The sequence below is a fragment of the Bacillus sp. FJAT-22090 genome (assembly GCF_001278755.1).
GTDB lineage: Bacteria > Bacillota > Bacilli > Bacillales_A > Planococcaceae > Psychrobacillus.
Window position 1 is genome coordinate 551,252 of the sequence record NZ_CP012601.1, and the last position, 15,444, is coordinate 566,695.

A 15,444-nucleotide genomic window follows, 5' to 3' on the forward strand; every position below is an offset into this window, starting at 1 on the left:
AAATGTTTGTAGATCACGTAAAAGTGTACGTCAAAGGTGGAGACGGCGGAGATGGGATGGTAGGATTCCGTCGTGAAAAGTATGTGCCTATGGGAGGTCCAGCAGGCGGTGATGGAGGAAATGGTGGCGATGTAATTTTCGTAGTTGACGAAGGATTACGCACATTAATGGATTTCCGTTATAAACGCCATTTTAAAGCAACTCGTGGAGAACATGGTCATAGTAAGAACATGCACGGTGCTAATGCAGAAGATTTATTGGTTAAAGTTCCTCCGGGAACAGTAGTGATGAATGAAGAAACAGGACAAGTTATCGCTGACTTAGTAGAACATGGACAAAAGGCTGTTATAGCTAAAGGTGGACGTGGAGGAAGAGGTAATTCTCGTTTTGCTACGCCAGCAAACCCTGCACCAGAGCTTTCTGAAAAAGGAGAGCCAGGAGTAGAATTATCTGTTACTTTAGAGCTTAAAGTTTTAGCTGATGTTGGTTTAGTAGGATTCCCAAGCGTTGGAAAGTCTACTTTATTATCAGTGGTTTCATCCGCGAAGCCTAAGATTGCTTCCTATCATTTTACAACGATCGTACCTAATTTAGGAATGGTGGAAACAGAAGATCATCGTAGTTTTGCGATGGCTGATTTACCAGGACTGATTGAAGGGGCACACCAGGGTGTAGGTCTAGGACATCAATTCCTACGTCATATAGAGCGAACAAGAGTAATTGTGCACGTAATTGATATGTCTGGTCTTGAAGGCCGTGATCCTTATGAAGATTACTTAACAATCAATGAAGAATTAAAACAATATAATCTTCGTTTAACGGAACGACCTCAAATTATCGTTGCAAATAAAATGGACATGCCAGAATCAGAAGAAAACTTGATAGCATTTCAAGAAAAAGTAGGACCAGAAGTGAAAATTTTCCCTATATCTGCGATTTCACGTCAAGGATTACAAGATTTACTATTTGCTATAGCAGATATGTTAGAAGTAGCTCCTGAATTCCCGCTGCACGATTTGACCGAGGAAGAAACAGAAACATCTGTTATGTACAAACACGAAGCGAAAAAAGACGATTTCACTATTTCAAGAGACGATGATGGTGCATTTGTGTTATCTGGTGGAACAGTGGAGCGTTTATTCAAAATGACTGACTTTAGCCGTGAAGATTCAATAAGAAGATTTTCTAGACAATTACGTGGAATGGGTATTGATGATGCTTTACGTGAGCGCGGTGCAAAAGATGGAGATACAGTACGTCTATTAGAATTTGAGTTTGAATTTATCGAATAGGGAAATGAGGAAACCGTATGAAAGATGTTACACATCAGCGATTCTATTTAGTAAGGGAGGATGTGCTTACCGAAGCGATGCAAAAAACTTTGGAAGCAAAGCATCTTCTCCAATCTGGTAAAGTATCCTCCATTTGGGATGCGGTAAAAGAAGTAGATTTATCTAGAAGTGCTTTTTATAAATATCGTGATGCGGTGTTTCCTTTCCATTCGATTGTCCAGGAAAGAATATTAACTGTATTTTTACAACTAGAGGACAGAGAAGGGACGCTTGCAAGACTTTTGCAGCTCGTTGCGGAATCGTCTATCAACATTTTAACGATCCATCAAACGATCCCTATTCAAGGGAGAGCAAGCGTTACTTTGTCTCTTGATGTAACGGAGATGACAAAGCAATTAGATGAATTTATAAATGAAATGAAGCGACTAGACTTTGTGGAATCTGCTGAAGTTATTAGTTCTGGTGCTTTGTAAGGAGGATTTACGATGGATACAAAAAAAGTGGCTTTTCTTGGGCCAGAAGCATCTTTTACACATCTTGCTTCGAAAGCTTTGTTTCAAGATGAATTACTTGTTCCAACTCGAACAATTCCAGAATGCATAGAAGCAGTTGCAAATGGGAGTGTAGATATCGCTGTCGTTCCACTTGAAAATGCATTAGAAGGTACCGTTCCTTTAACAATTGATTATTTATTTCATGAGGCAAACCTATATGTGATTGCAGAAATACAAGCTCCAATTGAGCAACATTTAATGGTTCATCCAACTAATAAAAAGAATTGGGAAGAAATAACGACTATCTATTCGCACCCACATGCATTAGCACAGTGTCATAAATATTTATATTATCGATTTGGGAAAGTTCCACTTGAACAATCGACTTCTACAGCAGCAGCTGCGAAGTATGTTTCGGAAAATGAAGAGCTATGTATTGCAGCAATTGGGAATTCATCTGCAGCAAGTGAGTACAATCTAGCAATTGTAGAGCAAAACATTCACGATTTCCATTTTAACCATACACGCTTCTTCGTACTTTCCAAAAAAAATCTTTGTATTCAAGAGTCAGGACATATTGGACAAATGAAAACGACTGTCATGATTACTTTGCCTAAGGATGATCGTTCAGGGGCATTGCATCAAGTACTATCCGTTTTTGCATGGAGACAGCTCAATTTAAGTAAAATCGAATCTCGACCTCTTAAAACCGGCTTGGGACAATATTTTTTCGTAATAGATATTTTAGAAGATGAAAAAATGCCAATGATGATTGGTGCTATAGAAGAATTAAAAGCTTTAGGTTGTGATGTAAAATCACTTGGGTCCTACAATACATATGAAACAGAAAAAGAAGCTCCTTCCGAATGAAGGGCTTCTTTTTTTATGTGAGAAGGCTTATTCCTCTATCAGGTAGCCTTTTTTTCGAATACCATCAATTCCTCTATTCAATATTTCTTCCGTTGGGGCAGATATAAGATGTAAATGAACTCCCGATGTTAGTTCCAACAAGAAAGGGGCATCTGTTTCTCTTACCTTCTTTAAAAACATTTCGACATCATGACGATTGGAAACCATAATGGAAGAAGTGATTTCGCCATAAACGGGATGTTCTACAGTCACATTTTCAACTGTAACACCTGCATCTACTAATGTTAGTAATTCATCTTCAGAATCTTTAGATTGGTGATTACATGCAACTCGTTTAGAAACACACGCATTCAATTCTTTATCTGGTAGCAATATATATCCTTGGCTAGTTGAAACAATAGGAATATTAGTAGCTTTTAACAAAGTGACATCATTTACAATTACTTGCCGACTCACATTTGCTAGCTTTGCCAAGTCCCCTCCTGTTACAGGATGATTTTGCTCTTTTAAATAAGAAAAAATCCAATTTCTTCTCTCTGATCCTTTTAACTTTTTCATTTATAAACCCTCCAAACTTGCATAACTACCTACTGTCTTTTCATAAGTTTAACATGAAGGGTAGCTAGAATGTTTTAAAAAGATGTGACCATTTGAAATTGATGTACATATTTTAAAGGGAAGGAAGGAGGAAGTCTTTGCAAACTCATATTGTCCAAAAAGGGGATACTCTTTGGAAAATATCAAGAAACTACGGTGTATCATTTGATGAATTAAAGAAATTAAATGCACATCTTGCAAATCCAGAATACATTGTGCCAGGAATGAAGATTTTTATTCCTGAAAAGAGCAAAATGGAGTCTATGAGACATCCATATAGCGATGATCGTCCTGTAAAAAAAGAAATGGTAAATAAGGAGGAAATCATTATCCAGCCGCAAACCGGTAACAACATGAAAATGCAACAAGTCCAACCTGTTAGTAAGGCACAGCAAGTCCAACCAATTAGTAAAGCACAACAGATGCAACCTGTTCCAATGCCTATGCCGTTTCAACCTATTCCAATGGTACCTATGGCACCACCAGTGCAACCTATACAACAAGTTCCAGCAGCCCCACCACCTCAACCTATGCAGCCTATTCAAAATATCCAACAAATTCAACAAGTCCAACAACCACAGCCATATGCAATGCCGTTTCATATAATGCCAGTTCCTGATTTAGATATGACTCCATCACCTCAAGGGTGGAGACTAATTGAATCTACATCGATTCATATAAATATTCATAATGATGACCATGAAAAAGAAGAAAGTCCAGTATATCATGTTGAACAACCCCAAAAAATGGAACCACAATATGTGAGCCCAATCATGGAAGAAGTTTCTTCAGAATTTGAGGAGATGGAACCATTTGAAGAGTACCCACAAATGCAACAATTTGAACACTATCAGCCAATGAATCCTTGCGGTTGTATGGACCAGCAAATGTATCCACAAATGCAACCACAAATGCAACCAGAAATGCATCATCAACAGATGCAACCATGGGGTGGTCATCCATACGTTCATATTTGCTATGTACCCGTTTTTGCTTGTCCACCTTATCCGTATCATCACTTTTAAAAAGTGAGTAATTACATTCGGCAAATAAAAAAGAATGTATGGAAATGGGAAAATGAAAATGGGCTATTTTCTGTAAAAAAATATCCAACTGTTGAACATGCAGAAAAGATTCGAATTATTCACCATAAATTACATCAGCTCGATAAATCTTTTATACTGCCAGTATTAGAATCAGCTCAGGAAGACTTTATCATCCAGCCTTGGTTCAAAGGTACACATCCAGTTGATTATGGAAGCAAAACGGATCGCTTGGAAGTTTATTCACTGTTAGAACAGTTACATGATACGAACAAATATATTAAATGGGATAATCAGAAACTGCTTCAGCCGTTTGATTTGTTTGCAAAATGGCAGAATCGTTCCTTAAAAATGAAAGAAATCTCTTATTTTGTGGAATTTTATTTAGGTGAAAAAAAAACAAAGATGCTCCTGCACTTAGGTGATATAGCTCTAAAAAATATGCAATTATTTAATAATAAAGATACTACTATACTGCATGGCGATGTAGTACATCATAATTTTTTATCCAATGAAAAAGCTTATAAAATTATCGATTTTGATCTTGCTGTCATTGGTCCAAAAGAAATGGAAGAAATATTATGGATGCACCGCGTTCTGCCTGCGATTAACTATGACATTTTTATATTGTTAAGTGAGTTTCCGCTATTGGAAAAGGTCGCAACAAAGCATAAGGAAGCTTTGATGTATCCGAACGAATTATATAGAGAATGGCTCTATGCGTATGCTTTGCCTTTAGAGAGAAAACAAAAATTTATAGACCAATTGATACCGTATACCAACAAAGCACTAACAGAATGGCCAAAGCTATGCTATAATTTAGGCAGATTATAATAGACTTGGAGAAGGTTGCTCTTTATAGAGAGCGACCTTTTCTTGTATTCTACATCTAAAAGTGTACTGTCTTATACGTGCACATTTCTAGTTATGTTATAATAGGTTTGTCGATAGTGAGGGATAAAATATGTATGATTATATAAAAGGTCAAGTAACACGAGTTACACCTGAGTATGTTGTAATAGAACAACAAGGGATTGGGTATCAATTATTAACCCCGAATCCTTTTTCTTTTCGTAAAAGTGAAGAAATTATTCAAGTGTACACGTATTTACACGTAAGGGAAGATGCTCAGCATTTGATGGGGTTTTTAGATTTACCCCAAAGAGAGTTATTTAGAAAACTAATACTCGTTTCTGGTATCGGTCCAAAAGGAGCACTTGCTATATTAGCAAGCGGAGAACCAACTCATGTTATTCAAGCGATAGAACGTGAAGATGAATCCTATTTAGTGAAATTTCCTGGAGTAGGGAAGAAAACTGCTCGTCAAATGATTCTTGACTTAAAGGGTAAATTAAATGACTTAATTGACATAGAGCATTTTGATTTTACACAAGAGGAACCAACTCTGTTTGAGGATGGACAAGCGACTCATGAATTAGAAGAAGCGATGCTAGCATTAGCTGCGTTAGGTTATTCTGAGCGGGAACTATCAAAAATTCGTCCAATTCTAAAAGGCAATGAATCTTTACAAAAAACAGATGATTTTATGAAAAAAGCTTTACAATTATTATTTTCAGGCAAATAGGGAAAGGAGGTTCAAGCTATGACGGAGCGTGTTATTTCGAGTGAGATTTCTAATTATGATGAGCCGTTTGAGCAATCCCTTCGCCCACAATTATTATCACAATATATTGGACAAGATAAAATAAAGCATAATTTAGAAATCTTTATTGAAGCAGCTAGGATGAGAAGTGAAAGTTTAGATCATTGTCTTCTGTATGGACCTCCAGGTCTTGGGAAGACTACTCTTGCGGCAGTTATAGCAAATGAAATGGATGTACAAATACGCATGACAAGCGGTCCAGCAATCGAACGACCAGGTGATTTAGCTGCTATTGTTAGCTCGTTAGAACCGGGAGATGTCTTATTTATTGATGAAATCCACCGTTTAAATCGATCGATTGAAGAAGTATTATATCCTGCAATGGAAGACTTCAGTTTAGACATCGTGGTTGGTAAAGGACCTTCCGCTAGGAGTGTTCGTTTGGATTTACCGCCATTTACTTTAATTGGTGCTACCACACGGGCAGGGGCATTATCAGCCCCACTACGAGACCGCTTTGGTGTGTTGCTAAGACTCGAATTTTATGACGAAGAGGCTTTAACGTCTATTGTTGTCAGAAGTGCGGAGTTATTTAATGCGTCAATTGATCATGAGTCTGCTGGAGAAATCGCTAGACGTTCAAGAGGAACCCCACGTATTGCAAATCGCTTGTTAAAACGAGTACGAGATTATGCTCAAGTAAGGGGAAATGGTCACATTTCCATTGAACTTGCCCGCGAAGCATTAGAACTACTACAAATCGACCCTAGAGGTTTGGATCATATTGATCATAAACTGATTACAGCGATGATTGAGCGATTTAGAGGAGGTCCTGTTGGTCTGGACACTATAGCTGCAAGTATTGGGGAAGAATCGACTACTATTGAAGATGTATATGAGCCCTACTTATTGCAAATAGGATTTATACAACGTTCACCAAGAGGTAGAATTGTTACTCCACTAGCATATGAACATTTAGGTATACCATTACCAATTGAAAGAGATAACTAATAAAGGAAGTAAGGAATATGAGAGTAGAAGATTTTGATTTTGAATTACCAGAGGAATTAATTGCACAAACGCCACTTTTAGAACGAACAAGTAGCAAGCTTCTGATAGCAGATTATCCTAATAATTCATTTAAACATGAAACCTTTTCTTCTATCGTGGAAGAATTAAACGAAGGAGATTGTCTCGTACTGAACGACACAAAGGTTATGCCTGCTCGTTTAATGGGAATAAAAGAAGAAACAGGTGCACATGTTGAAGTGTTGTTATTAACACAAATACAAGGTAATCATTGGGAAACGCTTGTAAAACCTGCCAAGCGAGTAAAAGTAGGAACGAAAATATCATTTGGCGATGGCTTGTTAACAGCAGTATGTACTGAATTAAAAGAACATGGTGGCAGAGTGTTCAACTTTGAATATGAAGGTGTGTTTTTTGAAGTGCTCGATCAGCTCGGGGAAATGCCACTCCCTCCGTATATTCATGAAAAATTAGATGATAAAGATCGTTATCAAACTGTGTACGCTAAAGAACAAGGGTCAGCAGCCGCACCAACAGCAGGTCTCCATTTTACCGAAACGTTATTAGATGAAATACGCTCAAAAGGTGTTAAAATTGCATTTGTAACACTACATGTTGGACTTGGAACTTTCCGTCCAGTAAGTGTGGATTCGATAGATGATCACGAAATGCATTCAGAATTTTACCGTGTTTCAAAGGATACTGCGAAAACCATAAATGAGGTAAAAAAAGCTGGAGGTAAAATTATTGCTGTAGGAACTACTTCCACAAGAACGCTGGAAACTGTTGCTACAAAGTTTGATGGCACAATACAAGAAGATAGTGGTTGGACATCAATTTTCATTTATCCAGGGTATTCATTTAAATGTATTGATGGGATGATTACCAATTTTCACTTACCGAAATCAACACTTGTGATGTTAGTTAGTGCTCTTACATCTAGAGAATTTATATTAAGCGGCTATAAAGAAGCAATCGAACGGCAATACCGCTTTTTCAGCTTTGGTGATGCAATGTTTATAAAAGGAAGGAATTATTAAATGTCTGCAATAACATATGAGTTAATAAAAAAAGATAAACAAACTGGCGCTCGTCTAGGAATTGTTCACACACCCCATGGATCGTTTGAAACACCAACATTTATGCCTGTAGGTACACAAGCTACTGTAAAAACGATGGCACCAGAAGATCTTAAAGAGATGGAAGCTGGCATTATTTTAAGTAATACGTACCACTTATGGCTACGACCTGGACATGATATTATTCGTGAAGCAGGAGGTCTACATAAATTTATGAACTGGGATCGTGCAATTTTGACGGATTCTGGTGGTTTCCAAGTATTTAGTTTAAGCGATATGCGTAAAATCGAAGAAGAAGGAGTTCATTTCCGCAATCACTTGAATGGAGATAAACTATTTTTAAGTCCTGAAAAATCAATGGAGATTCAAAATGCATTAGGCTCCGATATTATGATGGCATTTGATGAATGTCCGCCATATCCTGCAACATTTGAGTATATGAAAGCGTCAGTAGAGCGTACATCTCGTTGGGCAGAACGTTGCTTGACTGAACATACAAATACAAATAAGCAAGGATTATTTGGTATTATACAAGGTGGAGAATATGAAGAATTACGTCGTCAATCAGCAAAGGATCTAGTATCGCTCGATTTTCCTGGGTATGCAATTGGTGGATTATCCGTTGGGGAACCAAAGGATGTTATGAATCGTGTACTAGACTTCACTACACCTATGATGCCAGAAAACAAACCACGATATTTAATGGGAGTGGGCTCTCCAGACTCATTAATCGATGGCTCTATTCGTGGTGTTGACATGTTTGATTGTGTACTTCCAACTCGTATTGCCCGTAACGGTACATTTTTCACATCAAAAGGTCGATTAGTTATCAAAGGAGCTGCATTTGCACGTGATTTTGGACCAATTGATGAAAAATGTGATTGTTACACTTGTCAGAACTACTCACGTGCATACATTCGCCATCTTTTCAAAGCAGATGAAACATTTGGGTTAAGGTTAGCGTCATATCATAATCTTCATTTCTTAATGAATCTAATGAAAGATGTACGACAAGCAATTCGTGAAGATCGCTTGTTAGATTTCAAAGAAGAGTTTTTTGAAGAATATGGGTATAACAAACCAAATGCAAAAAATTTCTGATTCTTGTATACTAGATAGAGAGAAAAAAGGAGGGGATATTTAATATGGATTCATTAGCAGGCTTATTGCCGATAATTGCTATGTTCGCAGTGATGTGGTTTTTTATCATTCGACCAGCACAAAAACGTCAAAAAAGTACAGCACAAATGCAAAATAATCTAAAACGTGGAGATCAAATTATTACAGTTGGTGGTTTACACGGGAAGATAGATGCAGTAGATGATACAACTATTTTTGTAGTCGTAGCAGATGGAACACGGTTGCAATTTGAACGTGTTGCAGTAGGACGAGTTGTTTCAGAACAATAAAAAAAAGAACTTACTCTATTTATGAGTAAGTTCTTTTAATTTGGGCAGAGTAGTAATGAGGTGATAGGATGAACGATATTCTCATCATTATTTTACGTACTTTTTTATTATATTGGATTATTCTAGGTATTCTTCGATTAATGGGAAAACGAGAAGTCGGTGAGCTAAGCATTTTCGATTTAGTAGTTTTTTTACTAATTGCAGAAATAGGAGCTTTAGCCTTAGATGATCCAAAAAGTAAGTTTATTCATGCAGTAATACCAATGGTAATATTATTGATTATTCAAGTTGGAGTTTCTTATTTTTCATTAAAAAGTAAGGATTTCCGAGACGCAATGGAAGGAAAACCATCCATTATAATGAAAGATGGTATCATCAATGAGAAAGAAATGAGAAAACAACGTTATAACCTAGACGATTTATTACAACAATTAAGAGAACAACAAATAGGTTCTATAAAATCCGTTTCTTATGCCTTTTTAGAACCATCTGGCAATTTATCTGTCTTTAAAAAAGAGGAACAACAATATGTCTTACCTCTAATCATAGATGGCGAGATTCAAATAGATCACTTACAAAGACTTGGAAAAGACGAGAAATGGCTTAGAGAAGAACTTGAAAAAAAATCAATATTGGACGTAAATAAGATTTTTTATTGTAGTTATGAAGATGATTCTTTATATATTCAACTCAAAACTTCTTTTTAGAAGTTCGAAGTATTTGTAGAATAACACTGACTTCTTTTCTTTTTATTTGTCTAAAAAGAACTAATCCAATCGTTAGATATAGAAGAGTTACAAAACAATCAATTAATAATGACCTTTCGCCAATTGTAAAAAGTAACGGACGTGAAACAATTGTGAGTAAGAAAATGACATATGGAAGTGCGAAAAACGAGAAGCCGATCTGTGCTTCTTTTTTTTCTCTTATAGAAGCAATATGTAAAAAGGAAGTGATCAAAACACCAAAACCAATCGCAACGACTGCTCCTTTTTCTTGGATGGCTGCTTGAGAAGCGAGAAAAAATAGTAAGAGTAATTTACCAACTCCGCCATATAACGAGTTTAAAAAAGCTGCCTTAGAGTTGTTTAAAGCTTGTAAAATAGAAAACAATGGACTTTGAATATAATAAAAGAAAAAGATAGGTGACAAAATTTTCATATAAACAGTTGCATTTTCTACATGAAATAGTACAGAAACGAGTTCTCCACCGTGTAAATAAAATAGTGTAGCAGCGTAACATCCTGTTAAGGTAGAGAATTTTAAAGATAAATGAATTCTTTCTTTTAAAAGTGAATTGTTCCGTCTTGCAAATGCATCACTTACGGCAGGAATAAGCACGACAGACAATGCGTAAGGAATGAAAGATGGAAAGAGTAACAATGGTACTAAAACTCCGGAGATAACACCGTATAGTGTCGTAGCTGCAACACTAGTAATACCTGTTATTGCTAGAGCTTTGATAAAGATTATGGGTTCTAAAAACCATGTGAAAGAACCAAATAGTTTACTACCTGAAGATGGCAAAGCAATTGAAAAGAGTGGTGAAAGTGGATAGGCATTGGAAGCTTTTTTAATTGTTTGCTTCGCTTTCCATTTTACATATTTCCATCTTAGGTAAAGTAAGGCCGCAACTTCTCCTAGTAAGGACATTCCCATAGCATAAGCAGCTGCTTCTTTAGGGGAAGCTGATGTAAGCAGAAGAGGGAGTAAAAAACTAATAAGTACAATTCGTATTATTTGTTCCATCAACTGGGAAACGGCTGTCTCTTCTATTCTTGCTATTCCTTGAAAGAATCCTTTTAAAATTCCGCCTGCTGCCGCTATAGGTACAATAGCAATAGAAACATATAGTGTCATTGTTATAGCATCATTTTTTAATAAATTTTCAGAAATAAATGGTGTGACATAAAGGAAAATAGGAGTAAATGCTAGAATAGATATAACAGTTACAAAAACGGATGTACGCATGACGGAGAAATAACTAGAAACTGCATTTCTCGTTCTTAGTTCTGCAATAATCTTTGACATTGCAATAGGAATCCCAAGCTGAATAAGAGATAGAAAGAAAATGAAAGCTGGGTAAGCGGTCATATATATGCCATATGCTTCTTCTCCGGTTAAACGAACAAATTGCATGCGGTAAATAAAACCTAAAAACTTTGATAAAAAGATGGCGAGCATTAACAAAAGAGAACCTCTTAAAAATGTAGACACATAAACACTTCCTTCTCAAATACAGGAACATCGTTTACAATTACAATATGCAAACTAGTAGGTACATTATTCTTTAAACGGGGTGCGGTATTTTGAAAATCACATACGAAGAAATATATTCACATGTACTACCTGCGTTAGAAAGTAAGAAAACAGAGTTCGAAGTTTATCAATATAAAACAGTAACAGAAATTGATATTTGGAATTTTTGTATCACGAAGAAATGGCGTAAAAAAGTAGTACCCGAAATTCCGCTTTATCAAATTATTAATGATATTCTCTCGATATCCCCAGCAGAATTTATGACCTTTGAACAAATCGAGAATTTTAAAACATCCAATTGGTTTTCTGAAGTCAATCAAGAAGAACTTCAACTGCTGTTAAATCATAAAAAGGATGATGAATAATCATTCCGTTATTTGACAGAGAGCCTATCGTGTTTCATAATAAATATGTTGCGTTTTTTGAAGTAGAACATGTATCTTATAGTAATTGTTTAGCATCAGACGCCTGTTGCTTGTCGTAGCTGACGACGTTGGTAGCTTTTTAGGAGGAAATATACATATGAAAACTAGAGGACGCATAGTTGCGTTTTTATTACTTCTTGTAATCTTTGCAGGGACAATAAGTCCTACAGTTAGTGGAGTACTAAACAATATTAAACTAGGCTTAGATTTACAAGGTGGATTTGAAGTTCTTTATCAAGTAGAAGAATTAAAAGAAGGACAGAAAATTACAGAGGATGTAGTAGCGGATACCGCTTCCGCTTTAACTAGCCGTATTGACGTATTAGGAGTTAGTGAACCTAGTATTCAAATCGAAGGTGGCAACCGAATCCGTGTGCAACTTGCAGGAGTAGAAGACCAAAACTCTGCAAGAGAGCTGCTTTCTACACAAGCAAATTTAACTTTCCGTGATTCAGATGATAATATCAAGCTGGATGGAACTGATTTAAAACAAGGCGGAGCAAAAGCAGCCTTTGATCAAAATGGACAACCAATCGTTACGCTTGAGTTAAAAGATGCAAATAAGTTTGCGCAAGTGACGGAAGAAATCGCTGCTAAACCAGCACCAGATAATGTATTAGTTATTTGGTTGGATTTTGAAGAGGGTGTAGATTCCTACAAAGAAGAGGTTTTAAAACCTGATCCTAAATTCACATCAGCTCCTCGAGTGTCACAAAGAATTAGTTCAGATAGTGTTGAAATTTCCGGTACCTTTACTGTTGAGGAGACTAAAAGCTTGTCAGGTATTTTAAATGCTGGAGCATTACCTGTTCACTTAGAGGAAATTTTCTCCACTTCTGTTGGTGCTCAATTTGGAGAATCAGCATTAAATAGTACAATATTAGCTAGTATTATTGGAGTAGCCTTAATATTTATTTTTATGATTTTCTACTATCGTCTTCCAGGTTTCATAGCAGTTATTTCTTTAGTCGTTTACATTTTCTTGATCCTTGTAATATTTGATTGGATTAATGGTGTATTAACGCTTCCTGGTATCGCTGCAATTGTTCTTGGTGTAGGTATGGCAGTAGACGCGAACATCTTGACCTATGAACGTATAAGGGAAGAATTACGTGTTGGTAAGTCTGTTAAAAAAGCGTTTAATACTGGAGCAAAAGAGGCATTTACAGCAATATTAGATGCCAACCTTACGACGCTTTTGGCAGCTATCGTGTTATTCTACTTTGGTACAAGTTCTGTAAAAGGGTTCGCTACATTGTTGATCATCAGTATTTTAGTAGTATTCATAACTGCAGTTTGGGCTTCAAGAGTATTATTAGGCTTACTTGTAAATAGTGGGTATTGGGATAATAAACCAGGTTGGTTTGGTATTCCTAAGAAACGAATTCACGCACCTGAAGAAAATGTGGACACACTTGATTTGACGACCAAATTCGATCGTTACGATTTTGTTCACAGCCGTAAAATATTCTATACTATTTCTATTGTATTGACCGTTGCAGGTATTATTGTGTTAAGTACATTAAAACTAAATCTTGGAATAGACTTCTCAAGTGGTACACGAGTAGATATCCAATCAACTCAACCATTAACGCAGGAAGTTGTCGCTGAAAAACTGGATCACATTGGTCTTTCATCAGAAGATATAGTAATTTCAGGTGATAATAATGACCTCGCAGTCGTTCGCTACAAAGAAGACTTTACCCAAGAGGAAGTTAAAACACTTAAGACGGAAATGACTCAAGAGTTTGGTATAGACCCAACTGTAAGTAGTGTATCTCCGACAGTAGGGAAAGAGCTTGCAAAAAATGCAATAAAAGCCCTTTCTATTGCAGCACTTGGTATTTTAATTTATGTTGCATTCCGTTTTGAATGGAGAATGGGTGTAGGTTCCATCGTATCCCTATTACATGATGCATTCTTAATGGTAACTGTTTTTAGTATATTACGTTTAGAAGTCGATATAACGTTTATAGCCGCAGTGTTAACGATCGTAGGTTATTCAATTAATGACACAATCGTTACATTTGACCGTATTCGAGAGAACTTGCATCGCAGTAAAAAGATTACGACAGAAGAGGAACTTGCGATAATTGTTAATAAGTCATTAAGACAAACACTTGGTCGTTCCGTTAATACAGTACTGACTGTTGTATTAGTAGTTGTTGCATTATTAATCTTTGGTGCAGAAGGAATTCGAAACTTCTCTATCGCATTGCTAATTGGTTTACTTGCAGGAACATATTCATCCATTTTTATCGCAGTTCAAGTTTGGTTTGATTTAAAAGTGAAAGAGCTGCGGAAAACTGGTGGGATCGATGTACAAAAAGAAGAGAAAAAATGGGGTTCAGATGAGCCTGTCGTATAATGGTTAATAAAAGATAGAACAGGGTATATTTTATATATTCTGTTCTATTTTTTTATTGAAAAGAGGAATATAGATGAAATTACAATGGTCGCTTTTATTTGGATTAATATTTGCCGTTATTATTGCTCTTTTTGCTGTTAATAATGTAGAAAAAGTACCTGTAAATTACGTTATTGGTACAGCGCAGTGGCCGCTCATTTTAGTTATTTTAGGCTCAGCACTTCTTGGTGCTCTCCTGAGTGGTTCTATTGCAATATATCGCTCATTTGTTCTTTCTCGTAAGGTCAAAAATCTAGAAAGAGAGCTTGAAAAGAAAGATCATTCTATAGGTGTACTTCAAAATGATTTAGTTGCACAAGAAGAGGGACGACTAGATAATTCTTCAAAACACTGATAAAACCAGTTGGCGAAATATAATCGGTTTTTATTAAAGACTAATAATTAAATATGAGCATAGGGGCTGTACTGAAAGTCATAGAAAATGACTTTTAAGGGTAGCCTCTTTCTTCGTATCTTCTATTAGTGCGATAGATTTCCGTTCCAGGCGGATGCTTTCCGCCGGCATGACTTCAGCCGCTTCCCTTGCTCCTGCGCAAGCTCGTCGCAGAAAAAACGTTGCTCCTACGCAAGCTCGTCGCAAAAATTAATTTCGCTACGCTCAGTCCAGGGTCTTCAGCTCATGCACCTGCCGCTTCGCTTTCGGTGCAGAAAACATTTGCTATTCCGGCTGGAGTCGCCGCCTTCCACTCCAATTAACTATTATCCGCTTTTCAATTAGAAAACCATCATGCCATTAATAGTACAAGTTTTTATCACTTAAATTTTATTAATTAATATTTATAGAAAATCGTTGAAAAAGGCGAAACTCCTGCGGGAATAGCGTTAGCCGAAGACCCCGCAGTTGAGGGGAAGGCAATCTAAGTTCGCCGCATCCTGCGGCAACGATTGCATGACCAACATCGTGTTGGCCTAGGAG

General features: G+C 36.6%; 16 protein-coding genes. 14 read left to right on the top strand and 2 right to left on the bottom strand.

Features of this window, described 5'->3' with window-relative positions:
- The first annotated feature begins 2 nt into the window (after positions 1-2).
- The 3 genes from obgE to pheA are packed head-to-tail and all read left to right on the top strand — an operon-like array spanning position 3 to position 2,656.
- Positions 3-1,292, top strand: coding sequence for a GTPase ObgE (gene obgE / locus AM499_RS02815; RefSeq protein ID WP_053588772.1), 1,290 nt, complete (start codon positions 3-5; stop codon positions 1,290-1,292).
- A gap of 17 nt (positions 1,293-1,309) precedes the next feature.
- Entirely contained in the window at positions 1,310-1,765 is a 456-nt protein-coding gene (locus AM499_RS02820) for an ACT domain-containing protein (protein ID WP_053588773.1), read from the top strand.
- A 12-nt stretch (positions 1,766-1,777) separates the two neighbouring features.
- Complete coding sequence (pheA, locus tag AM499_RS02825; protein ID WP_053588774.1) at positions 1,778-2,656, top strand: prephenate dehydratase; 879 nt, start codon at positions 1,778-1,780, stop codon at positions 2,654-2,656.
- A 27-nt stretch (positions 2,657-2,683) separates the two neighbouring features.
- On the opposite strand, the gene AM499_RS02830 is transcribed toward pheA, so the two are convergent.
- A complete protein-coding gene (locus tag AM499_RS02830; RefSeq protein ID WP_053588775.1) occupies positions 2,684-3,214 on the bottom strand; it encodes a transcription repressor NadR in 531 nt (176 codons plus the stop codon).
- Positions 3,215-3,351: 137 nt separating this feature from the next.
- Between AM499_RS02830 and AM499_RS22180 the strand changes: the two genes are divergently transcribed.
- From AM499_RS22180 to AM499_RS02870, 8 genes are all read left to right on the top strand, one after another.
- Positions 3,352-4,278: a LysM peptidoglycan-binding domain-containing protein gene (locus AM499_RS22180; protein WP_053588776.1), complete on the top strand. Its 927-nt coding sequence runs from the start codon at positions 3,352-3,354 to the stop codon at positions 4,276-4,278.
- 3 nt (positions 4,279-4,281) lie between these two features.
- Positions 4,282-5,130, top strand: a complete 849-nt coding sequence (locus AM499_RS02840; protein ID WP_053588777.1) for an aminoglycoside phosphotransferase family protein — start codon at positions 4,282-4,284, stop codon at positions 5,128-5,130.
- A 130-nt stretch (positions 5,131-5,260) separates the two neighbouring features.
- Positions 5,261-5,881, top strand: a complete 621-nt coding sequence (ruvA, locus tag AM499_RS02845; protein WP_053588778.1) for a Holliday junction branch migration protein RuvA — start codon at positions 5,261-5,263, stop codon at positions 5,879-5,881.
- Between the two features lie 18 nt (positions 5,882-5,899).
- Positions 5,900-6,910, top strand: a complete 1,011-nt coding sequence (gene ruvB / locus AM499_RS02850) for a Holliday junction branch migration DNA helicase RuvB (protein ID WP_053588779.1) — start codon at positions 5,900-5,902, stop codon at positions 6,908-6,910.
- A gap of 17 nt (positions 6,911-6,927) precedes the next feature.
- A complete protein-coding gene (queA, locus tag AM499_RS02855; protein ID WP_053588780.1) occupies positions 6,928-7,968 on the top strand; it encodes a tRNA preQ1(34) S-adenosylmethionine ribosyltransferase-isomerase QueA in 1,041 nt (346 codons plus the stop codon).
- Positions 7,969-9,108 (top strand): tRNA guanosine(34) transglycosylase Tgt, encoded by a 1,140-nt coding sequence (gene tgt / locus AM499_RS02860; protein ID WP_053588781.1) that lies wholly within the window; start codon positions 7,969-7,971, stop codon positions 9,106-9,108.
- 44 nt (positions 9,109-9,152) lie between these two features.
- Positions 9,153-9,416 (top strand): preprotein translocase subunit YajC, encoded by a 264-nt coding sequence (gene yajC, locus AM499_RS02865; protein ID WP_053588782.1) that lies wholly within the window; start codon positions 9,153-9,155, stop codon positions 9,414-9,416.
- 68 nt (positions 9,417-9,484) lie between these two features.
- Positions 9,485-10,123, top strand: coding sequence for a DUF421 domain-containing protein (locus AM499_RS02870; protein WP_053588783.1), 639 nt, complete (start codon positions 9,485-9,487; stop codon positions 10,121-10,123).
- On the opposite strand, the gene AM499_RS02875 is transcribed toward AM499_RS02870, so the two are convergent.
- Positions 10,107-11,633, bottom strand: coding sequence for a putative polysaccharide biosynthesis protein (locus AM499_RS02875; protein ID WP_053588784.1), 1,527 nt, complete (start codon positions 11,631-11,633; stop codon positions 10,107-10,109). The two genes, AM499_RS02870 and AM499_RS02875, sit on opposite strands and share 17 nt — an antisense overlap.
- A gap of 92 nt (positions 11,634-11,725) precedes the next feature.
- Here AM499_RS02875 and AM499_RS02880 point away from each other — a divergent pair, with 92 nt between their 5' ends.
- The 3 genes from AM499_RS02880 (at position 11,726) to AM499_RS02890 (ending at position 14,862) form a co-directional block, all read left to right on the top strand.
- A complete protein-coding gene (locus tag AM499_RS02880; RefSeq protein ID WP_053588785.1) occupies positions 11,726-12,040 on the top strand; it encodes a post-transcriptional regulator in 315 nt (104 codons plus the stop codon).
- A 157-nt stretch (positions 12,041-12,197) separates the two neighbouring features.
- On the top strand, positions 12,198-14,468 hold the full coding sequence (gene secDF, locus AM499_RS02885) for a protein translocase subunit SecDF (RefSeq protein ID WP_053588786.1): 2,271 nt from the start codon (positions 12,198-12,200) through the stop codon (positions 14,466-14,468).
- A gap of 73 nt (positions 14,469-14,541) precedes the next feature.
- Complete coding sequence (locus AM499_RS02890) at positions 14,542-14,862, top strand: LapA family protein (RefSeq protein WP_053588787.1); 321 nt, start codon at positions 14,542-14,544, stop codon at positions 14,860-14,862.
- Positions 14,863-15,444: the final 582 nt, after the last annotated feature.